General features: G+C 46.4%; 21 protein-coding genes and 1 tRNA gene. 9 read left to right on the top strand and 13 right to left on the bottom strand.

Features of this window, described 5'->3' with window-relative positions; genetic code table 11:
- Window positions 1–768 (bottom strand): DUF166 domain-containing protein, encoded by a 768-nt coding sequence (locus GACE_RS10595; protein WP_048093303.1) that lies wholly within the window; start codon window positions 766–768, stop codon window positions 1–3.
- A gap of 42 nt (window positions 769–810) precedes the next feature.
- Window positions 811–1,542: an MBL fold metallo-hydrolase gene (locus GACE_RS10600; RefSeq protein ID WP_048093304.1), complete on the bottom strand. Its 732-nt coding sequence runs from the start codon at window positions 1,540–1,542 to the stop codon at window positions 811–813.
- A 55-nt stretch (window positions 1,543–1,597) separates the two neighbouring features.
- On the opposite strand from GACE_RS10600, the gene GACE_RS11795 reads away from it, so the two are divergent.
- Together GACE_RS11795 and GACE_RS10605 are read left to right on the top strand one after the other, a co-directional pair.
- Entirely contained in the window at window positions 1,598–1,750 is a 153-nt protein-coding gene (locus tag GACE_RS11795; RefSeq protein ID WP_193363918.1) for a hypothetical protein, read from the top strand.
- Window positions 1,743–3,083: a sodium:solute symporter family protein gene (locus tag GACE_RS10605; protein WP_048093305.1), complete on the top strand. Its 1,341-nt coding sequence runs from the start codon at window positions 1,743–1,745 to the stop codon at window positions 3,081–3,083. The genes GACE_RS11795 and GACE_RS10605 overlap by 8 nt, the downstream gene beginning before the upstream one ends.
- Here GACE_RS10605 and GACE_RS10610 read toward each other — a convergent pair.
- The 7 genes from GACE_RS10610 to GACE_RS10640 all read right to left on the bottom strand — a co-directional run bounded on the left by GACE_RS10610 (window position 3,080) and on the right by GACE_RS10640 (window position 9,119).
- Entirely contained in the window at window positions 3,080–3,847 is a 768-nt protein-coding gene (locus tag GACE_RS10610) for a nitrilase-related carbon-nitrogen hydrolase (RefSeq protein WP_052400300.1), read from the bottom strand. The two genes, GACE_RS10605 and GACE_RS10610, sit on opposite strands and share 4 nt — an antisense overlap.
- A 109-nt stretch (window positions 3,848–3,956) precedes the next feature.
- Entirely contained in the window at window positions 3,957–4,235 is a 279-nt protein-coding gene (locus GACE_RS10615) for a helix-turn-helix transcriptional regulator (protein ID WP_048093306.1), read from the bottom strand.
- On the bottom strand, window positions 4,232–4,732 hold the full coding sequence (locus GACE_RS10620) for a hypothetical protein (protein ID WP_048093307.1): 501 nt from the start codon (window positions 4,730–4,732) through the stop codon (window positions 4,232–4,234). Before GACE_RS10620 ends, GACE_RS10615 begins: the two co-directional genes overlap by 4 nt.
- Window positions 4,723–5,775 carry a methylmalonyl Co-A mutase-associated GTPase MeaB gene (gene meaB / locus GACE_RS10625; protein ID WP_048093309.1) on the bottom strand — a complete coding sequence of 351 codons (1,053 nt, stop codon included), beginning with the start codon at window positions 5,773–5,775 and terminating at the stop codon, window positions 4,723–4,725. The genes GACE_RS10620 and meaB overlap by 10 nt, the downstream gene beginning before the upstream one ends.
- 2 nt (window positions 5,776–5,777) lie before the next feature.
- Entirely contained in the window at window positions 5,778–6,203 is a 426-nt protein-coding gene (locus GACE_RS10630) for a cobalamin B12-binding domain-containing protein (protein WP_084063771.1), read from the bottom strand.
- Window positions 6,204–6,225: 22 nt separating this feature from the next.
- Window positions 6,226–7,923 carry a methylmalonyl-CoA mutase family protein gene (locus GACE_RS10635; RefSeq protein WP_048093913.1) on the bottom strand — a complete coding sequence of 566 codons (1,698 nt, stop codon included), beginning with the start codon at window positions 7,921–7,923 and terminating at the stop codon, window positions 6,226–6,228.
- Window positions 7,924–7,967: 44 nt separating this feature from the next.
- Window positions 7,968–9,119 (bottom strand): acyl-CoA dehydrogenase family protein, encoded by a 1,152-nt coding sequence (locus GACE_RS10640; RefSeq protein WP_048093313.1) that lies wholly within the window; start codon window positions 9,117–9,119, stop codon window positions 7,968–7,970.
- A 127-nt stretch (window positions 9,120–9,246) separates the two neighbouring features.
- Here GACE_RS10640 and GACE_RS10645 point away from each other — a divergent pair, with 127 nt between their 5' ends.
- From GACE_RS10645 to GACE_RS10665, 5 genes are all read left to right on the top strand, one after another.
- Window positions 9,247–10,578 (top strand): mannose-1-phosphate guanylyltransferase/mannose-6-phosphate isomerase, encoded by a 1,332-nt coding sequence (locus tag GACE_RS10645; RefSeq protein WP_048093315.1) that lies wholly within the window; start codon window positions 9,247–9,249, stop codon window positions 10,576–10,578.
- On the top strand, window positions 10,550–10,756 hold the full coding sequence (locus GACE_RS10650; RefSeq protein WP_318249217.1) for a hypothetical protein: 207 nt from the start codon (window positions 10,550–10,552) through the stop codon (window positions 10,754–10,756). The genes GACE_RS10645 and GACE_RS10650 overlap by 29 nt, the downstream gene beginning before the upstream one ends.
- Window positions 10,746–12,272, top strand: coding sequence for a helicase HerA domain-containing protein (locus tag GACE_RS10655; protein ID WP_048093317.1), 1,527 nt, complete (start codon window positions 10,746–10,748; stop codon window positions 12,270–12,272). Before GACE_RS10650 ends, GACE_RS10655 begins: the two co-directional genes overlap by 11 nt.
- 1 nt (window position 12,273) lies before the next feature.
- Window positions 12,274–12,612: a DUF555 domain-containing protein gene (locus tag GACE_RS10660; RefSeq protein ID WP_048093319.1), complete on the top strand. Its 339-nt coding sequence runs from the start codon at window positions 12,274–12,276 to the stop codon at window positions 12,610–12,612.
- A 177-nt stretch (window positions 12,613–12,789) separates the two neighbouring features.
- Complete coding sequence (locus GACE_RS10665; RefSeq protein WP_148305974.1) at window positions 12,790–13,536, top strand: hypothetical protein; 747 nt, start codon at window positions 12,790–12,792, stop codon at window positions 13,534–13,536.
- A 104-nt stretch (window positions 13,537–13,640) separates the two neighbouring features.
- Here the strand turns inward: GACE_RS10665 and GACE_RS10670 are convergent.
- Both GACE_RS10670 and tatC read right to left on the bottom strand, forming a co-directional pair.
- A tRNA-Ala gene (locus GACE_RS10670) sits at window positions 13,641–13,712 on the bottom strand.
- Between the two features lie 87 nt (window positions 13,713–13,799).
- A complete protein-coding gene (gene tatC, locus GACE_RS10675) occupies window positions 13,800–14,537 on the bottom strand; it encodes a twin-arginine translocase subunit TatC (RefSeq protein WP_318249218.1) in 738 nt (245 codons plus the stop codon).
- A gap of 85 nt (window positions 14,538–14,622) precedes the next feature.
- On the opposite strand from tatC, the gene GACE_RS10680 reads away from it, so the two are divergent.
- Together GACE_RS10680 and GACE_RS10685 are read left to right on the top strand one after the other, a co-directional pair.
- A complete protein-coding gene (locus tag GACE_RS10680) occupies window positions 14,623–15,981 on the top strand; it encodes a pyridoxal phosphate-dependent decarboxylase family protein (protein WP_048093323.1) in 1,359 nt (452 codons plus the stop codon).
- Window positions 15,969–17,132, top strand: coding sequence for an MFS transporter (locus tag GACE_RS10685; protein WP_048093325.1), 1,164 nt, complete (start codon window positions 15,969–15,971; stop codon window positions 17,130–17,132). Before GACE_RS10680 ends, GACE_RS10685 begins: the two co-directional genes overlap by 13 nt.
- On the opposite strand, the gene GACE_RS10690 is transcribed toward GACE_RS10685, so the two are convergent.
- Together GACE_RS10690 and GACE_RS10695 are read right to left on the bottom strand one after the other, a co-directional pair.
- On the bottom strand, window positions 17,123–18,370 hold the full coding sequence (locus tag GACE_RS10690) for an acyl-CoA dehydrogenase family protein (RefSeq protein WP_048093327.1): 1,248 nt from the start codon (window positions 18,368–18,370) through the stop codon (window positions 17,123–17,125). The two genes, GACE_RS10685 and GACE_RS10690, sit on opposite strands and share 10 nt — an antisense overlap.
- Window positions 18,371–18,372: 2 nt before the next feature.
- A complete protein-coding gene (locus tag GACE_RS10695) occupies window positions 18,373–19,836 on the bottom strand; it encodes an AMP-binding protein (RefSeq protein WP_048093329.1) in 1,464 nt (487 codons plus the stop codon).
- Between the last annotated feature and the right edge of the window lie 28 nt (window positions 19,837–19,864).

The raw sequence follows: 19,864 nt of genomic DNA on the forward strand, positions 1-19,864 counted from the left end.
CTACTCCAGCACGAACCTCCTCATGTGTTCCGGCACAAAGCTTTCCGCATCTACTCCACAGGCTCTGCTGAACTGATAAACCATAACGTAGCCTGCAAGGTGGAAAGGAGCTTCTTTTATCTCAGCATCCCTTTCCATGCTCGCCAGGCAGGGGTAGGCACACTGATGCTGATGAATCTCCTTCCAGAATTCTCTCAGGTCTGATATCTCATATCCCTGCATTCTTCTGGCGACATAGTATGCATTACCGCATGGATCGCTTTTCACGACCTCCACCCTCTCGATGACATTGCCATTCATCTCAACTCTGAATTCCGGTTTTCCGAAACCCAGATTTGTCAGAGGGGTATTTGATGAACAAAAAGGTTTTGGGGTGTAAAACTTAATTCCAGCTTCCTCGCACTTTCTTCTGACCTGTTCCCTTAAGCCAACTGAAAGCCATGCTGGGTGCTCCACCGGGATGATTATTGATCGCACATCTGCAATTCCGGGAAGCTCGGCAATTATATCCGGGTGAAGGTTTATTGCTACGAGGATTTCACATTCGACTTTGCCAACGATCTCTTCCGGTTTTTCTATATAAATTCCGTAAGATGCGGGTTCATCTAATTCCCTGACAAGAACGATCCTGTCTGAAAAGTCGTAGGCCTTGCAATGGTCGCATTCATCTATTCCGCAGGCTCCAAAGTGGGGACAGCTGTCAGGATAGGCAAGGTTTGAAACAAAGCGTTTTCCGAACTCTCCAGAGTAAAGGACTCCAATCTCCATGCCATCTCAACCTTTGCTCTCAGGTTTATCTGCCATTCGTTTTCAGTTGAGTTTGCATTTATCACGATGAATGGCAAACATCCCCCCATGTCCGGAGATTATGTAGTCTGCAGCGGACTCGATCTTCCTGACACTCTCTATTGCCTCTTTCTCTGAGTAAAAGTCCTGATTGTGCCGCCACACCCTCCCAAGCAAATAGTAGCTTTCCGAAACCACTGCATCTCCAGCAATCGCAATTTTGACATTGCCTATACCCACGATCTGACCCCCGAAGCCGGCTTTTTCTGTATATCTCAATCTTTCAGTCTCGAGAATCAGTGATGCGTGATCTATGGTGTGTCCTGGTGTGTACATAACCCAAACCCCGTCAGCGATATGCTTTCCATCCCTCACTCCGGTGAGATCCAGTCCATGTCTTTCGACAGCCAGTTTTGACGTTATAATCTCGCTGCTCTCGAACAGCCTGAAGTTTCCGTAGTGATCCCGGTGCCAGTGCGTTATGAACACGATGTCTATGTCTTCTGGCTTCAAACCAAAATTTTCGAGTGCAAGAGACAGCATTTTTTCATTTTTCCTGATATTGTCTTTACTTGGATTCCACTCGCAGTCAAATCCGGTATCTACGAGAATTTTTGCATCGGATTCTATTAGTGTTACAGTCGAGCCCCCTCCAACGCCTGAAAGCTTTTTCAACGCCGGTGCTTTTTGCAGGTCTTCAAACGCCTCAACAATCACCGTTCCCTGTTTTATTATCTTCACGGTTTTTACAGCCATATATATCTCCCTCACCCGAAATACTTAAAAAACCACTTCACCGAACACGTGTTCGATGAGGGCTGTGGAATTTGCTGCAGTAATTCTGGCAATGCTGGTGCCATTTGTGGCTATAAAGAGCCACGACCTTGCAGCGTACATCTACTGGACTGCCGTCGTTTCGGTGTATCTTGCGTACATATCCTACAGGAGGTGGGAGGTTGAATAGCTTCATAGCACTTGTGCTTTTTTACGCAGCTACCGGAACAGCCATCGCCGTTTATGCAAGGAAGCGCGGATTTAAAGACGATGCTGACTACTACATAGCCGGCAGGAATGTTGGTGGAATTATATCAGCATTAACGTATGCGGCAACGACCTATTCGGCATTCATGATGGTTGGACTTGTCGGGCTGAGCTATGCGAGTGGTGTTGGAGCTTACGGTTTTGAGATGTTCTATCTCGTTGGCACCTTAATGCTTCTTTCATATTATGCTCCAAAAATATGGAGGATGTCGAGGGAATACAATGCAGTGTCACCTGCGGAACTTGTTGGAAAGAGATTCGGTGAGAAAACGGCCATGGCAATCGCCATAGTATCTCTAATCGCTCTCATCCCGTACACATCGTCTCAATTGATTGGTGTCTCCCTAATACTTGAAAAAATGGCCGGAATAAGCTTTTACACAGGTCTTGCCATCTCGGCGATATTGATTGCCCTCTGGGCATTCATAGGCGGCCTTAGAGGGGTGGCGTGGACCGACGCTCTTCAGGGGGTGATCATGCTCCTTGCGGCCTTCATGGCGATAGGTTATGTCTTTTCGCTCAATCCGGGATTTGCTGGAGAGGTGGCGGAGCTTGGCGACTTGATGCAGGTGCCGAACAAAATCTGGTCGCCCCAGCTCTTCATAAAGCTCACTGTTCCCTGGTTCTTCTTTGCCCTGACCAATCCACAGGTGTTTCAGAGGCTGTTCATACCGAAAGACGAGAGAGCTTTGAAAAGGATGGTTGTTTATTTCGGCGTCTTTGGATTGATTTACACAATTGTTGTTACGCTGATAGGCCTCAATCTGAGGGTTATGGCTGTAAAAGGCATGTTTCCGCTAATAAAAGACAGAGATATGGTGATGCCTGCCCTGCTTTCAATAATGCCTGAGTGGATGGCGCTCATAATAGCGCTGAGCATCCTTGCGGCAGCGATAACCACCGCAAACTCAATAATTCTGAGCCTCTCGTCAATGGTTTCGAGAGACATGTTCAAAAATCAATTTGCGGGCAGAGCATCAATCGTTGTGCTTACGATAGCTGTTGCCCTTTTTGCATCCACAAGGCCGAGCTACATTGTTGAGCTATCCGTGATGTCCTCCTCTCTGCTGCTGTCCACTCTCCCCCTCGTGATTGCCCTTGTGCACACAGAGTACAGGAGGGGGATTGAGGCACTGGTTGCAGGGTTCATTGTTGCAGTGGCTGCCAGCAAAGCGGGGCTGTGGTATGGTGGAGTTTTGACTCTGGTAACTGGATTTGCTGTGTTAATTGCGGTGAATAAACTAAAAAGAATTTAAACAATTTTTTCAACTTTTTTTAAGTCGTTGAGGAATGGGTACTGTTTTCTGCAATTTTCAACATCTTCAAGGTCGATTTTTGCGAAAATAAGCTCCTGCAGTTCACCGGCTTCATTCAGAACTCTCCCGTATGGATCAATTATTGCAGAATGCCCGTTGTAGTTCTTTTCGAAATCAACCGAGTTTGCTGCAAGCACGTACACCTGATTCTCTATAGCCCTTGCTCTTATGAGCGTTTTCCAGTGTTCTATTCTGGCTGAAGGAAACTCTGCGGGAACTGCAATGATTTCTGCACCCATTTTTGCGAGTTTTCTCGCAAGCTCTGGAAACCTTATCTCGTAGCACACAAGAATCCCTATTTTCCCGAAAGGCGTTTCAAAAACCTTTAGTTCTTTTCCGGGGGTGAAGTGGTCTTTCTCGTGCGTGAGGGGAAACGGGAGGATTTTTCTGTACTTTCCTGTGATCTCTCCCCTGTGTATCAGGCAGACCGAATTATAGAGCTTTCCGTTTTCCCTCTCAACCACTCCTGCTATTATCAGGATATCTTTTTTTTCTGAGAGTTTGAGAACTGTATCCAGCTCTTCCTCGGCGGTTTTGACGCCTTCGTAATTTTCCGGGAACAGTCCGGTGTTTGAAGCCTCTGGCAGCACAATGATTCTGGCGTTCACCTGCACGGCCCTCTTTATAAGGCTCAGTCCCTTTGATTTATTCGTCCTGATGTCTCTGATGATTCTTTGCTGTCCACATGCAGCTGTCAGCTCCATGGCATCACCTTTAAATGGACTTTCAGATACCTGATTATAAATCCTTTGAATTGCAGGGTGTTTAAGGTTCTGCTTCTAAAATTTAATAAATCCGGTACTAAAGACGTCGCTACTGATCAATGTACTCCACTACGCTTCCTTCTTTTGTGATCCTTATTTCTTGGGCATCTCTTTCGATGCAAAATCCCCACTCCAGAAGCTGGAGATGGTACTCGAAGTCCCTTTCATCGAGATTTAATTCAGTTCTTATTTCTTCCTGGCTTTTTCCATTATGCAACAGCTTGAGAATTTTTCTTCTCAGTGGATGGTTTACGGCTATCTGATATCGCCTGTGGAATTCTCTGCTTTTCTCGATTGAGCCGCTGTACTCACTCCAGCTTTCTTTCATAGCTCTATTGATTCGTATTCTCCGTTCTGGACTGCCAGTATCATCAGATACATGAGGTAGCTCAGCTTGTTGAGCCATTCCACGAGCAGATACTCCACCACTCCATTCCTGTAAAGCGTCACAGCTCTTCTCTCTGCCCTTCTGACAATGCTTCTTGCGATGCTCAGCAGGGCTGAAATCTCGTCTTTTTCGAGAATTATGAAGCTGTCAGGCATTTTGACGACTTTCTGGAGGTCATTTATGGTATCCAGCAGGTATTTGAGATCTCCCTCAGATATCTTAACGTCTCCTCCGACACACTGTGAACCTGCTTTGAACATCATTATCTGAACGTCCGTGAGAATTCCTCTGAGCTTTTTATCTTTGATTCTGGTCTTTGCAAGCCCGATAAACGCATTTGCCTCGTCTATGCTTCCAACCGTCTCTATTCTGAGGTCATCTTTTTCTACCAGCTCGAGATTAAAAAGATGAGTCTTGTTGGCCTTTTTCATCTGCATCCCAGCCTGAGAAGTTCCTCCACTATATCTTCTGCGGTGGAGTGTGGGTCTATTTCGCCCTTCACAACTCTTTCTATGTGGTTCCTGAAGTCGATTCTGTCATTTCCTGCCAGGATCTGTCTGATCTCGTCCATAATCAGATCAAAAACTTCTCTGCTGAGCCTCCTGACCCTTCTTTCCATGAGTTTGCCTGTGTTTTTGAGGTACTCGAAATGCCCCTCTATTGAACTGACAAGCTCCCCGATCCCCTCGCCTTTATCAGCCACCGTAACAACAACGGGCGGTATCCAGTCCTTTCCCTTTTTCATTCTCTCGAAGATTTCCCCGCTTTCCACTCTCACCTCGTCAGCATGGCTTGTTTTGCTGAGAATCTCCACTGCCTCCTGATCCATCATGATCATCGACTTCAGCCACTTCACTGTTTTCTCTGCACCGCCGAGGTCAGCTTTATTGACGACATATATGTCTCCAATCTCCAGTATTCCGGCCTTGTTGATCTGGATTTCGTCTCCCATTTCCGGCATCATTACCACGATGGTCGTATCCGCAACTTCAACAATGTCAACCTCACTCTGTCCCGCACCGACCGTCTCTACGATTATGACGTCAAAGCCAAAAGCGTCCAAAAGCCTGGTAACGTCTCCCGTTTTTGCTGCAAGTCCACCAGCCTTCCCCCTTGAACTCATGCTCCTGAAAAATACGCCCGGATCGACCCACAGGTTCTTGCTGACGTCATATCCCTCCATCCTCAGCCTGTCCCCCAGCAATGCACCGCCTGTGAATGGTGAACCAGGGTCTACAGCCACCACTCCGACTTTTTTACCCTTTTCTCTGAATTTCTGAATTAGCTTGCTCACTGTGGTTGATTTCCCCACTCCGGGGAAGCCGGTGATACCTATGACGTGTGCGTTCCCGGTTCTGTGGTAAATCTTTTTCATTATCTCTTTGCCTTCAGGGTATTCGTTTTCGACATAGGTTATCGCTCTTGCCAGTGCTCTCTTGTTCCCCTTCTCAATTCCCTTTACTATATCTTCCACGTTCATGATTATACCTTCTCTCCGGTTCTCTTCTTTTCGGGAACCTTCGCCTTGATGTAATCTATTATCTTCTCTATAGGCGTTCCCGGAATGAATACCTCATCCACTCCCATCTCCTTGAGTTTGTCAATATCGTCTGCCGGTACAATTCCTCCGACAATCACGACAAGTTCGTTCAGATCTCCGCCGAACTCCTCAATATACTTCATGACCTTGGGTACGAGGGTCAGGTGGGCGCCGCTGTGGAGTGAAATTCCCACGACATCAACGTCCTCCTGCACGGCAGCCATCGCAACCTCTTCAGGGGTTCTGTGCAGGCCGGTGTATATCACTTCAAAGCCCGCATCCCTCAGAAATCTTGCGACAACCTTTGCGCCTCTGTCATGACCGTCCAGCCCGACCTTCGCAACAAGAACCCTAATTTTTCTGTCCAAGGTTATCACCCCCGGAAAAAATTTAGATGATTATTGGCTTCCTGTAGGTTCCGTAAACCTCCTTCAGGACTCCCATTATCTCTCCCACAGATGCGTAAGCCTTCACAGCTTCAAGAATTGGCGGCATAACGTTTTCATTGTTCTCTGCAGCACTTCTCAGCCACTCAAGAGCTTCTCTGACTGCATCGTTATCTCTCTCTGCCTTTATCTTTCTCAGTCTCTCGACCTGTCTTCTTTGTGCCTCTTCATCAACCTTGAGGATCGGGATGTTGAGGTCCTCTTCTATTGCGAATTTATTAACGCCGACTATTGTCCTCCTACCTTCTTCAACGTCTCTCTGGTATTCTGCTGCTGCTCTGCTTATCTCTTTGACGAAGAATCCGTTTTCAATGCCCGTCAGTACGCCCCTCAGCATGCTACCTTCTCCCATCTTTCTTATCTGCTCAATGTATTTCCAGGCGAGTTTTTCCATCTTGTCTGTGAGCCATTCCACGTAGTATGATCCTGCGAGCGGATCAATCGTGTCCGGGATTCCGCTCTCGTATGCAATGATTTGCTGGGTTCTCAGGGCAACTCTAACAGCCTCTTCACTCGGCAGAGCCCATGCCTCGTCAAAGCTGTTGGTGTGCAGACTCTGTGTGCCTCCGAGCACTGCCGCCATTGCCTGGATGGTTGTCCTCACGATGTTGTTCAGGGGCTGCTGGGCGGTGAGGGAGCAGCCTGCCGTCTGCGTGTGGAACTTGAGCCACCAGGACCTTGGATTCTTGGCGTCATATTCTTCTCTCATTATTTTGGCCCACATTCTCCTTGCAGCCCTGAATTTGGCAATCTCCTCGAAGAAGTTGTTGTGTGAGTTGAAGAAGAAGCTGAGCTGTGGTGCGAGCCTGTCGATGTCGATTCCTCTTTCAATTGCAGCCTCAACGTAGGCCATTCCGTCTGCTATTGTAAACGCAAGCTCCTGAACGGCTGTTGAGCCAGCCTCTCTTATGTGGTATCCTGAAATACTGATCAGGTTGAATTTCGGGACGTTCTCTACACCCCACTCGAATATGTCTGTGATTACCTTGACTGACGGCTCAGGAGGAAGAACGAGTGTATTCTGGGCGTGAAATTCTTTGAGCATGTCATTTTGAATTGTTCCTCTGAGCTGTTCTCTCGGAACTCCCTGGAGATCTCCAATTGCAACGTACATCGCCAGAATTATTGCTGCAGGAGGGTTTATTGTGAATGATGTCGAAACCTTGTCAAGAGGGATGCCGTCAAACAGAACCTCAAAATCCTTGAGGGTGTCGATAGCAACACCCACCTTTCCAACCTCGCCATCAGCAAGGGGATCATCGCTGTCCACACCCATCAGCGTTGGGAAATCAAAGGCCGTGCTGAGTCCCGTCTGCCCCTCCCTCAGAAGCATCTTCCACCTTGCATTGGTGTCCTCTGCAGTCCCAAACCCTGAAAACTGCCTCATTGTCCACAGTCTCCCGCGGTACATTGTGGGATATACTCCTCTCGTATACGGATATTCGCCAGGATAGTTGAGGTCTTTCATGTAGTCCAAATGGGCAATATCTGTAGGATCATAAACTCTTTTCACTTTTATTCCCGAAAGAGTCTCGAACATTTCATCTCTTTCGCCATACTTCTCGAGGTAAGGGTTCAGGCAGGATTTCTCCCAGCCTTCTCGTTTTCTTTTCAACTCTTCAAGTTTTTTCTCGTCGAACATTCTGATCACCGTCCCTTCAGCAGGTAAAAATTTGATAAAACTGATTAGAACTTTCCTAAGAGGCCTTTGGCAACAGTATTGAGCTGAACCTCCTTTGTCCCCTCGTAGATCTCAGTAATCTTGGCATCCCTGTAATATCTCTCGACGTCGTTTTCCGCAACGTACCCATATCCTCCGTGCATCTGTATCGCTTCATCGCAGATCTGGACCGCAAGTTTGCCTGCGAGGTACTTTGCCATGCTGGTGAGTGTGGGGTCTATGCCGTTTTTGTCGTAATTCCAGGCTGCCTTGTAAATGAGAAGCCTTGTTGCTTCAAGCATGGTGCCAAGATGAGCTATTCTGTGCTGTAAAGCCTGAAAAGCACCTATTGCCTGACCAAACTGTTTTCTCTGCTTGACATAGTCGAGTGTTTTATCAAAAGCACCCTGAGCGATACCAAGAGCCTGAGCGGCAATCTCAATTCTGCTCTCGTCGAAGAACTCAAGGACCTGATAGAATCCTCTGTTGACCTGGCCGATAACATCCTCCTCGCTGACTCTGACATTCTTGAAAACGACCTCTGCGGTTGGAGATGACCTGATGCCCATCTTGCCATCTATCTTGTTTGTCTGCAACCCCTCTGCATCCTTTCTAACAAGAAACGTGCTGAATCCCCTGTATCTGGGCTGGGCGTCTGGATCTGTGACTGCAAGCACCACGTAGTAATCCGCAATGGTTCCATTCGTTATGAACGTCTTTGATCCGTTTATCACCCACTCGTTGCCATCCTTTTCGGCTCTGGTTTTTATCGCTGTGAGATCACTTCCCGCTTCAGGCTCCGTGTAGCATCCTGCGGTGATTGCCTTTCCTCCGGCCACCTTTGGAAGAACCTCTTCCTTCTGCGCCTCACTGCCGAACCTCATTATAACCTCAGATGAGAAGTCTGAAAGAATCAGGGCGCTTCCAATTGTGCTGTCTGCTCTGCAGAATTCCTCAACTATGAGAATATTTTCGAGGATTCCCAGCCCAGCTCCGCCGTATTCTTCGGGAAAATGGACACCTATAAATCCAAGTTCACATGCCTTTTTCCATAAATCAAATGGAAATTCTTCCTTCTGGTCGTAGTGTCTTCCTCTCTCAGCAGTGAACTCGTTCTGTGCGAACTCTCTCGCAGCCTTCTGAATATCCTTCTGATCCTGAGTCAGTTCAAAATTCATTTACCAACACCTCCAGTTAATGTTAAGTTTTCGAGTCATTAAGTTTAAATTGTTTTCGTAATTTATCAGAATTAATCGACTCTGCTTCAGAAAATTTTTAATTTAAGCCTGCTAAAATAAAAATTCAATGAAAGCAGTAATTCTTTCGGGTGGAAAAGGTACCAGGCTTTTTCCATTGAGCAGAGGAAAGTATCCCAAGCAGTACCTCAAAATCTTTGATTCAAGGTCTCTGTTTCAGATGACAGTTGAGAGGGCGGAGTCTTTTGCTGATGGTATTGTTGTGATTACGAATGAAGATCAGAAATTCATCGTAATGGACCAGCTTGATGAAATTGGGTGTGAAGCTGAAGTTATTGTAGAACCGGTTTCAAAAAACACTTTTGCTGCCGTGCTTATGGCGTCGGTTGTTGCTGATGGGGATTTTGTCGTGATGCCGTCAGATCACTTCATGAGGGGTGATTTTTCAAAATATGTCCGAATTGCCGAAAAATATGTTCGCGATTATGTGATTACGTTTGGCGTAAAGCCCTCAAAACCTCACACCGGCTATGGCTACATAAAACCCGGGGAACAGCATGGAGAGATTTTCAGGGTTGAGAAGTTCACGGAAAAACCCGATTACGACACAGCAAAGGAATACATCGCTCAGGGATATTTATGGAACAGCGGCATATTTGCAATGAGCAGCGAAGTCCTGAAAAGCGAGGTGGAGAGGCTGTATCCTGGCCTGTATGGGCTGTTTGAGAGTGATGCTGAAAAGGGATATGAAAAATGTCCTGAAACGAGCTTTGATTATGCGGTGATGGAGAAAACAGGTAAGGCTGGAGTTATTGAGCTTGACATCTTCTGGAACGATCTGGGAAGTTTTGACTCCATTTACGAAATTCTTGAGAAGGATGAAAATGGTAATGCTGTTAGAGGGGAGGTCTTCCAGATCGATTCAGGGAACAATCTGATAGTATCCGAAAGATTTGTGTCATCCATAGGGCTCAGGGACTACCTGGTTGTTGATACAAGGGATGCCCTGTTAATCTGCAAAAGGGGCGAGGCACAGAAGGTGAGGGACGTTGTGAAATATCTCAGGGAAAGGGGTGATGAGAGGGCAGATTTTCACACCACAGTTCACAGGCCCTGGGGTAGCTTCACTCTGCTTGAAAGAGGTGAGAATTACTGGATAAAGGTCATAACCGTTAAACCGGGAAGAAAACTCAGCTTTCAGAGGCACATGCACAGGAGTGAGCACTGGATTGTGGTGAGAGGTATGGCGAAGGTTATAAGAGACGGAGAAGAATACTTTTTAAGGCCGGGAGAAAGCACTTTCGTACCGGCTGGCGTGAAGCACAGGCTTGAAAATCCCGGTAAAATAGAGCTTGAAATGATCGAGGTTGCGATAGGAGATTATCTGGCAGAGGATGATATTGAGAGGTTTGATGATGAATACGGAAGAAATGGAGCTTAAATGTCCCGTTTGCAGAAAAACGCATGTGGTTGAGAAGAAGGTGGACGTTATTGTGTGCAGGAGTAGAATGGTTGCTGTCGTCAGGGACAGGCATGGGTGGAGGTTGATGGAAGTCAACACGATCTCGGAAAAACAGGATTCCGAGCTTGACAGGCAGTGGGGATACCATGAGGGGTGAAGTTGGCAAAATTTTTGGAGAAACCTCGGCTTACGAATTCGAATTCGTGATATTCAATCCGAGAGACGTGAGAAGGGGAGATTACATCAAGGTCTGGAATGACGTTGAGGGATGGGTTGTAGCTTACGTTACAGACATCAGGGCAAAATCCGATATGAGCGGGGAAGATGTCATCAAGGGCAGAAACGTCGATTCCGAAATTTATGTGGGGAAAGCAGTTGTCATCGGAAAGAGAGAGAACGGGGTGCTGAAAGCACCGAGAACTCCGTTTGTGCCGGGGGAGAAGGTATTTATTGCTGAGGAGGAGATTGTCTCTGAAGTTCTGGGAATGAGCAGCGATGGTGCATATCTCGGTCTTCTCGGAGATACATCAATAAAGGTAAAGCTGGACGTGAACAGTCTGGTTCAGAAACACGTATGCATTCTCGCTAAAACTGGGAGCGGGAAGAGCTACACTGCAGGAGTTATTATCGAGGAGCTTATTGAAAAGGGCGTCCCTCTGCTCATAATCGATCCCCATGGCGAGTATGCTTCGCTGAAACATCCGAATGATGTGAGGGACGAGATTGAAAAGATGGAAGAGTTCGGTATAAAACCGAAAGGTTACGGCAACATAAGGATTTACGTTCCACCGGGTTCACCCTTTGCAGACAGAGCTGATGGTATTTTCTATCTCGACGGCAGAAATCTTGAAGCGGAGGAAGTTATAGAGCTTGGCAACATAACAAGCCCTGCAGCTCAGGCTCTTCTCTACCAGGTTATACGGGAACTTGAGGGAGATTACACGATAGATGACATAATCTCCAAGGTGGAAGAGATTAAGAACAGCTCCAAACCCGTTCTGCTCGGAGCGCTCATAAAAATCCAGAAATCAGGTCTGTTTTCGGATAGCCCGACACCAATGCACATCCTTCTGCAGAAAGGCAGAGCGGTAATTCTCGACATGCGCGGCGTGGATCCGTCCTATCAGGACCTGATAGTGGCGAGAGTGTGCAGTGAGCTTTTCGAAATGAGGAAGAGGGAAGAAATCCCTCCGGGAATGATTGTTCTTGAAGAGGCGCACAACTTCATTCCTGAAAGAGGCTATGGCAAGGCAGTGTCAACCCAGGTTCTGAGAACAATAGCGAGTGAGGGCAGGAAGTTCGGTCTGGGATTGATGGTAATCAGCCAGAGACCTGCCAGAGTGGATAAGAACGTGATAAGCCAGTGCAACACCCAGATTATACTGCGGCTGACAAACCCGAACGACATCAATGCCATAAAGAAGGGTGTTGAGGGACTTACTGCAGAGATGGTAGAGGATGTTAAACGTCTCCCTCCCGGAAATGCTATTGTGGTCAGTCCGGAGCTGGAAAGACCTGTGATTGTGCGAGTAAGGGTTAGAAAAAGCAGACATGGCCATGCTGTTGAGATATTCGAGACAAAATCAGGAAAATCTGCAAAAAGGGGAAAAAAAAGAGATTCTGGTGAGAAAAAGAGCGATGGTGGTCTTTTGAAGAAAATATTTGGTGGTTGACATGCCGGACTATCTTGTTGTCCTTCAGGGCGCATGGGTTGTGAGAAAGGCGAAAAGCGTAACCGACGCCATGAACATTGCTGTTGCGGAGGCCGGAAAGAGGCTCACGCCAGATCTGGACTTTGTGGAGATTGATGTTGGGGATACCGAGTGTCCGCAGTGCAGCAGTCCGCTGAAAAGCGTTTTCATGGTGGCAGGAATGGCCCTCGTAGGGCTGATTTTTGAAATGAAGGTTTTCAATGCTCAGAGCGAAGAGCATGCTGCAAAGATTGCAAAATCCGAGATTGGAAAAAGGCTTCAGAGGGTTCCGCTGGAGGTGATTGAGGTCAGGAGGATTTAAATACTTATTTTTGAGGTCCTCCTTATTCATACATAGCATTTTACCAGATTCATGGTTTTTTCAATCAATGAAATGGCAACTCATCTCATATATCTGACAGAAACCTCAACTTTTATATATTTCTCAATTTAAATTCTGAAAAATATAGAAAAAATTCGTGAGTGCGGGGGAAACAAAATGTTTAGGAAATTTAAAAATACTATGTCAAAAAAGAAGAGTATCGATCTTGACAATCTGAAAAAATATTCAATAGCTACTGAAAAATGGCTTTACCACTATTTTAAAATCGGATTTACTATAAGCTCCAACATAAACGACGAGGAATTGCCCCAATATCTATCTAATTTGGAGAGAAAAGTGCTCGAGTTTTGTTTAGGTGTTTTGGTCTCAAAAGACGGCGCCGAAACGAAAGATGGTCTCTATTATTTTGGGAATTTAGGCAAAAATGTAAGTGTTGTTACCCGCGAATTGAACAAGAACGAATATGAAATTTTAGTAAGATTTCCCGATATGCTCGATGAAGACTATGAACGACCAAAAGGAGCTTTCGTTAGATATGCTTATCCAGACGAAAGAGAATACAAATTTTCTCCAATCCAAAGTCTAATAGCTGCAAGAATTTTACCTGAAATTGAGAAGTATTTGTGCATGCTTTTTAATGTCGAACCGCACCAAGTATACGACTATTACTATCTTGACGAGAGGGGTTTACCGTATGTAACACAATTCGATGGAGTGCAGTTTTTAGATTATTCCCTTGAAAAAAGGCTTAGATTGCACTTTGATCTTCCTGAACTCGAAAGACAAATATTTGGTTCATCATTCGAAAAATACGTTAAGCACATTTTAGACAAAAAAGAGGACGATGAGTATATGATGGAATACTGTTCAAAAGTAGAAAAACTTATCAGAAACTACATATAGCATCGTATTTATGTCCTAACGCAATCAATTATTAATTCAAAAATTTTTGATATTTTTAAGTATACTTTCTGACAACATAATGGGACTTAAAAATAAATTGAAAGTGGACTCGCCGGGATTTGAACCCGGGGCCTCCGCATTGCGAATGCGGCGCTCTGCCTCTGAGCTACGAGCCCCCCAAGAGTCTGGTATGGTTTCGGATTAATATATATTGCGGGTTTGATTTTGGTTGTGTGGAACATCTGTTATATCTGTTAGGGAGCTCATGCAAGAATCTTTACGATGATCAGGCTTATTTCGAAGAACAGGACCATTGGGACACCGACCATAAGCTGGGTAAACACATCAGGAGGCGTTATTATTGCAGCCAGCGTAAAGAAGATTACGTAGAAATGTCTTCTGTAGTACTTGAATGTGTCGAGTCTGGCAAGCCCGTTTTTAACAGTAACATACATGAAGAGGGGCATCTGAAATATCAATCCAAAGACGGCGAGCATCATGACAACAAAGCTGATAAATTCGGCAATAGAGTACATGGCAAGCACTCCCTGGCCCTGTGCACTCTCGTACAGAAACTGAAGAAAGAGCGGCAGCATCAGGACGTATCCGTAGGCGACACCTGATATGAACAGGATCACGGCAAGGGATGCGTAGATGATAACTCTTGTCCGCGAAAGCTCAATGTTTGATAAAATTTCAGTCCTCTCCTTCAGTGTCTGGTATGTCAGGTAAATTATGTAGGGCAGTGCAACCACAACGCCGAGGATTATTGAAATCTTCAGTCTGAGCATCATCACCTCAAGCGGAGCCTGATAAATCAGTTCGGCTCCTTCAGGGAGGAGGTCCATCTTTATTTTCTCTATTATCTCGTTTGAGAGTGTGGCGAAGGATATTCCCCAGACGACAGCGATGATTATGAAAATCCTCATCAGTTTTACTCTTAAATTTGCAAGAACCTCTGCAACTTCTGTTACGGTGATCTCTGACATCTGGTCTGACATCTGTCTGGCTGTTTCACTTCAGAGTATAAAAAGTGTTTGAACTGCAGTTAAAATTTAAGTATGATTAATTTCTTATCGATTATTCATGAAAGAACTTGAAGAACTTCTCTCGGAACTTGATGGTATGGACATAGACCCGCATTCGGGAAAGCTTTTCGCCTACATATATGAAACGGGTGATGAAAGACTGCGAGAACTGGCTCTTGAAGTTTTGAAAAGGTTCTACAACAAAAACATCCTCGACTTCACGGTATTCAGGAGCGCAATATTCTTTGAAAGAGAGGTGATAAACTTCTGCAAAACTCTTCTCAATGCGGATGAAAATGCGGTGGGAACGTTTACATATGGTGGAACTGAGAGCATAATGCTTGCTGTTCTCTCTGCAAGAAATTATTTCAGAAAGAGGAATGGTGACAAAACTCCCGAAATGGTTGTGCCGTTCACGATCCACCCCTCTTTTATCAAGTCTGCCCATTATTTTGGTCTGAAGGTCAGAATGGTTGACATTGATGAAAATTGCAAGGCAGACGTGGATGCTGTAAACTCTGCTGTGAATGAGAATACGGCCCTTATAGCTCTTTCAGCACCAAACTGGCCCTACGGGACTGTTGATCCGGTCAAGGCTGTGGCTGAAATTGCTGAAGATAGCAATGTGCTGCTTCATGTTGATGCCTGTCTGGGCGGATTCATACTGCCCTTCTTTGAAAAGCTTGGTGAACGGGTGGAAAAATTCGATTTCAGAGTTGAAGGGGTTACGTCGGTCTCGATAGACGCACACAAGTATGGGTACACACCCAAGGGGGCTTCGTCCGTAATTTTCAGAAATGCCGAGCTTAAAAAGCATGCCATCTTCGTCGATACCGCAAATCCCGGTTACGTTTTTGTCAACCCGGCGGTGCTGTCTTCAAGGTCTGTGGGTCCACTTGCATCTGCATTCGCCGTAATGGCGTATCTCGGGATGGAGGGCTATCTGAACCTCGCCAGAAAAATCCTTTCAGCACGGGATAAAATTTACAGGGGAATGAGAGACCTCGGTTTTGAAAGCGTTGGTCCAATCGAATCTCAGGTGCTCTCCCTTTACAGCGAGAGTGTGGACATTCTCGGTTTCATGGAGGGTATGAGAAAAAGAGGGTGGCACTTCCACCTTCAGAGGGGTGTGGAGAAATTCGGCATAAAGCCAAACATTCACCTGACAGTCTCACCCGTACACGATAGGACTGCGGAGGATTTCGTCAGAGATGCAGGGGAGGCTGTGAATGAAAGAGGTTCTATAAATGCTGAAGAGCTTTTCAAAAAGATTGCGGAAGGAAAGATTCAGGAACTTCTGAATGAGTTCCGGGAAGGAAAGATTGACTCAAGCATGGCACCGCTTCTTCTTGAGCAGTTAGACGAGGAAATGGCAAATGAAATCGTCAAGGAACTGGTGGTGGGATGGTATCGGTGAGAAAAACCTTGCTCCTTGCAGGCCTCGTGCTCATAACATTTGCCTCCCAGGCAATCTGGGTAACGTTCTCTCCGGTAACGACCCTGGTTGCCCGGAATCTCGGAGTTTCTGCTGAACTTGTTGGTTATCTGGCAGTAACATACCCTCTCTTCTTTCTGATTCTGACGGTTCCCTCGGGAATTCTCCTCGACAGAAACTTCAGGCTGTGGCTTCTGTTTGGCACAGTTATGACGTTCATCGGTGGTGCGGGAAGACTTCTGGATTACACAAATTATTTCTGGCTCCTTCTGTGCCAGCTTTTTTCTGCAACCGGCCAGCCATTCCTTCTGAATGCGTTCGTTCCCTTTGCATCCAGGATGTATGCTGAAAGGAGGTCTGTGGTTATATCAGTGCTGAGTCTTTCCATGTATCTCGGTACAGTTTTCTCTCTCCTGGTTGGATACGAGTTTTACGCAGATGGCGGTTTGTTTGCCCTTATTTCGCCTCCTGCTATGCTTTCAGCTATCGGCTTTGCATTATTTGTCTCTGGCTACAGGGTGCTTGATTCTGTCTCAGTTGATCAGCGTGCATTCAGGTTTTCTGACGTTGTCGGGAGAAAGGACCTGTGGATAATTGGAATAATCCTCGGACTTGGGGTTGCTGCATTTGACAACCTCGCAACATGGCTTCAGCCGGCTCTTGAATCCGTGAAGCTCGGTGAGATTGCAGGAGATGCCGTAGCAGTTTCGATCGTTCTCGGTCTTGTTGGTGTGGCTCTCATTCCAGGATTCATCTCCGCTAAAAATGCGAGAACCCGGTACATGAGATGTGTGGTTCCACTTATTGCCGGATTCTTTGTCATACTTGCCATCCTTCCATCGAAGCTGCTGGTCTTCGTCTTTCTGGGACTTGCAGGATTGCTTATGCTCCCGGCATATCCCCTTATAATGGACTGGATAGGTTACTTCCATGAAAAGAGAATACAGGGTAGTGCCACGGGGTTTGTAGGGCTTGTTAGCAGAGCAATATCGGTTATGCTGATGTTCATTGCTCCGTACTTTATTTACAGTGCAAGGGCTTACTTCACCTTCCTGGCTTCAGTCGTAACAATTGCTTTCGTCTTTACGATGATTCTCCCCGATGACAGAAAAATGGAAAAAAATCATTCATAAACTTTTTCAAATTCTTTATACCAGTCCATTGCGTCCTTTTCGTAGTCTCTGTCTTTTGATGGTATGTCGAGCATTTTGTATGCTTCATGCTGTATCAGGAGCTTCATGATTTCATTGCTTCCTGTCCAGATCGGGGCAAGACGCATGTCCCTGAGCATCCTCTCCACCGGATAGACCTGCGTGTATCCAATTCCTCCGAGAATCTGCATGGCGTTGTTTATGATCTCCCAGCCAAAGTCTGTTGCAATCATTTTTGCCTCACTCACAAGCCTTCTCGGATCCATGCTGCTCCTTCCAGCGTCGTATTCATCAACGGCCTTCGCTGCCGTGTAAACCAGCGATCTGGCAGAATCAAGCTTTGCCACGCTTTCAGCAACCTTGAAGCTCACACCCTGAAACTCTCTTATCTTTCTTCCGAATGCCTTTCTCTTGGCTGAATATCTCATGGCGATTTCGATACCCGCTCTCGCAAGCCCCAGAGCTCCGGCAGCAGATGTCAACCTTTCAGGAATCATCATTCTGTTGAATATCACCCTTGCGTTGTTGACCTCGCCGACCCGGTACTCATCCGGGACTTCCACATCGTTGAAGGCTATTCTTGCCGTACCCATGCCTCTGAACCCCATGAGGTTGTGCAGGTCTTCGATCTCCACGCCCATATCCCTCTCAACCAGAAAAGCGGTCATGGCCTTGTGTCCGGGGGCGTTTGGATCTGTTCTTGCGTATATGAGGTAGAAATCGGCGACCTTTCCACCGGCTATGAATCTCTTTGCTCCGTTCAGGATCCATTTGTTGCCCCTCTTTTCGGCTCTGGTTGTCGTGCCGAAGAAATCACTTCCGCCTCTCGGCTCTGTAAGTCCTTCTGCGGCGATCTTCTTCCCCTTTATGATTGGTTTGAGGAACTCCTCTTTCTGCCACTCCTGACCAAAGCGGTATATTGCCTCTCCCACAATGCTGATCATGGAGTAGGCACATCCAAGCCCCATACCGAGAACGCCAACCTCCTCGACAGCCACGCTTTCTGCAAGCCATGTCAATCCCCGTCCTCCGTACTCTTCCGGAAACCTCAATCCGAGAAGGCCTTTTTCTCCTGCATCTCTTATGAAGTCGAGGGGGTAATCCACCTCGTCCCTGTCCATCTTCCTGAGCAGTTCCGGATCAACAGAGCTTGCAAACCCCTTTACCTCCTCTCTCAGCTTTACAATCTCCTCGTCAAGGAAAAAGTTGTTCTCCAGCAACACTACCACCCCAGCCTGTTTTTAAGCTCAAGCTTGCTTATTTTACCCGTACTAGTAAGAGGCATTTCATCAACAAATACGATTTCGTCCGGAATCCACCATTTGGCTATTCTCCCCTCTTCAGCGGCCTTTTTGAGGTATTCTGTTACAGCACTTTTTTCAATTTCTTTGTAGGCTTTTATAACTGCTACTGGTCTTTCATCCCATTTTTCGTCCCTCTTACCGACAACGGCGACAAGCTCCACACCGTCAACCTCCGAAATCACGCTTTCGAGAATGCTCGTTGGAATCCACTCTCCACCACTTTTTATGGCGTCTTTAAACCTGTCGAGTATCTTGATACCACCATCCGGCATCTCAATACCTATGTCTCCGGTGATGAACCACCCGTCTTCCGTGTAGCTTTCCCTCGTCTTCTGCTCATCCCTGTAATATTCCATCGGAAGCCAGGGTGCCCTGAAGAGAATTTCCCCCATCTCTGAGTTTTCAAATTTCTTTATCTTAAACTCTGCAAATGGCACCGGGTGTGTAATCTCCCTCAGCATATCTTCGCTTTTGGTGTAGGATGTGTAAATCGAAATTGAGGCTGCAAGCATGTCTGTGGCCCCATATATCATCGAGAACCCTATGTTTCGCTCTTTCATTTTTTCTGCAAGCTTTTTCGTAACCGCACTCCCTCCGACAAGAGCCTTGATGTTGCCAAAATCCTGGCTGCTCTCAATGAGCATGTGCACCATCGTTGGAACGGCGTTTATCCATGTGGCTCCCTCGTTATTTATGGTCTCCACCACTGCACCTGGCTCAAATTTTCCTCCCAGAACCAGTTTCAGTCCCAGATATGGGGCTATGAAGACTGAACCCCATGAGACTATGTGGTACATCGGAATCTGTGGAAATATGACATCATTCCGGGTTAGCTTTGCAGGGGTTTCCTGGGTTGTAAGCTGAGTGGCGATGCTCAAAGCACCATCTATGAATTTCTCGTGGCTGTACTTTACTGCCTTGGGCAGACCGGTGGTACCGCTGGTAAACATTATAACCGCATCATCCTGCTGTTCTGTCGTATCCAGTATTTTCTCCCCTCTTCCAACCTCGTCAATGCTTATGGGTCTGCCATCAAATTTTTTGGTGAGCAATTCGAAATCCCTGGAGAATATCAGGGTCCTTGCATCTGACCTTTCAAGCGTGTACAGTATCTGTTCAGGAGGAAGCCTGATGTTTACGGGATAAACAATTCCACCTGCAATCGGGATGGCATACACAAGCTTCATGAATTCGAGGGTGTTCCAGTCCGCAACAGCAACAACTTCTCCTTTTTTCAAACCGAGTTCTTCCTTAAGCCAGCCAGCAAGTTTCAGAACATCCTCGAAAAGCTCTCTGTAATTCGTTCTGCCCTCAGGGCCTACAACCTCGACATCCGAAAAGAGTTTCGAGGCTCTTTCCAGCAGGTTACCAAAAGTTCTCATGGACGTAAAGTTATACTGCCAGTATTTA

The organism is Geoglobus acetivorans, from assembly GCF_000789255.1.
GTDB lineage: Archaea > Halobacteriota > Archaeoglobi > Archaeoglobales > Archaeoglobaceae > Geoglobus > Geoglobus acetivorans_B.

Coding starts and splice junctions, on each gene's coding strand:
- GACE_RS10595 (WP_048093303.1), bottom strand. CDS start 768: ATGGAGATTGGAGTCCTTTACTCTGGAGAGTTCGGAAAACGCTTTGTT.
- GACE_RS10600 (WP_048093304.1), bottom strand. CDS start 1,542: ATGGCTGTAAAAACCGTGAAGATAATAAAACAGGGAACGGTGATTGTT.
- GACE_RS11795 (WP_193363918.1), top strand. CDS start 1,598: ATGAGGGCTGTGGAATTTGCTGCAGTAATTCTGGCAATGCTGGTGCCA.
- GACE_RS10610 (WP_052400300.1), bottom strand. CDS start 3,847: ATGGAGCTGACAGCTGCATGTGGACAGCAAAGAATCATCAGAGACATC.
- GACE_RS10615 (WP_048093306.1), bottom strand. CDS start 4,235: ATGAAAGAAAGCTGGAGTGAGTACAGCGGCTCAATCGAGAAAAGCAGA.
- GACE_RS10620 (WP_048093307.1), bottom strand. CDS start 4,732: ATGCAGATGAAAAAGGCCAACAAGACTCATCTTTTTAATCTCGAGCTG.
- meaB (WP_048093309.1), bottom strand. CDS start 5,775: ATGAACGTGGAAGATATAGTAAAGGGAATTGAGAAGGGGAACAAGAGA.
- GACE_RS10635 (WP_048093913.1), bottom strand. CDS start 7,923: ATGTTCGACGAGAAAAAACTTGAAGAGTTGAAAAGAAAACGAGAAGGC.
- GACE_RS10640 (WP_048093313.1), bottom strand. CDS start 9,119: ATGAATTTTGAACTGACTCAGGATCAGAAGGATATTCAGAAGGCTGCG.
- GACE_RS10645 (WP_048093315.1), top strand. CDS start 9,247: ATGAAAGCAGTAATTCTTTCGGGTGGAAAAGGTACCAGGCTTTTTCCA.
- GACE_RS10650 (WP_318249217.1), top strand. CDS start 10,550: ATGATGAATACGGAAGAAATGGAGCTTAAATGTCCCGTTTGCAGAAAA.
- GACE_RS10655 (WP_048093317.1), top strand. CDS start 10,746: ATGAGGGGTGAAGTTGGCAAAATTTTTGGAGAAACCTCGGCTTACGAA.
- GACE_RS10660 (WP_048093319.1), top strand. CDS start 12,274: ATGCCGGACTATCTTGTTGTCCTTCAGGGCGCATGGGTTGTGAGAAAG.
- GACE_RS10665 (WP_148305974.1), top strand. CDS start 12,790: ATGTTTAGGAAATTTAAAAATACTATGTCAAAAAAGAAGAGTATCGAT.
- tatC (WP_318249218.1), bottom strand. CDS start 14,537: ATGTCAGACCAGATGTCAGAGATCACCGTAACAGAAGTTGCAGAGGTT.
- GACE_RS10680 (WP_048093323.1), top strand. CDS start 14,623: ATGAAAGAACTTGAAGAACTTCTCTCGGAACTTGATGGTATGGACATA.
- GACE_RS10685 (WP_048093325.1), top strand. CDS start 15,969: ATGGTATCGGTGAGAAAAACCTTGCTCCTTGCAGGCCTCGTGCTCATA.
- GACE_RS10695 (WP_048093329.1), bottom strand. CDS start 19,836: ATGAGAACTTTTGGTAACCTGCTGGAAAGAGCCTCGAAACTCTTTTCG.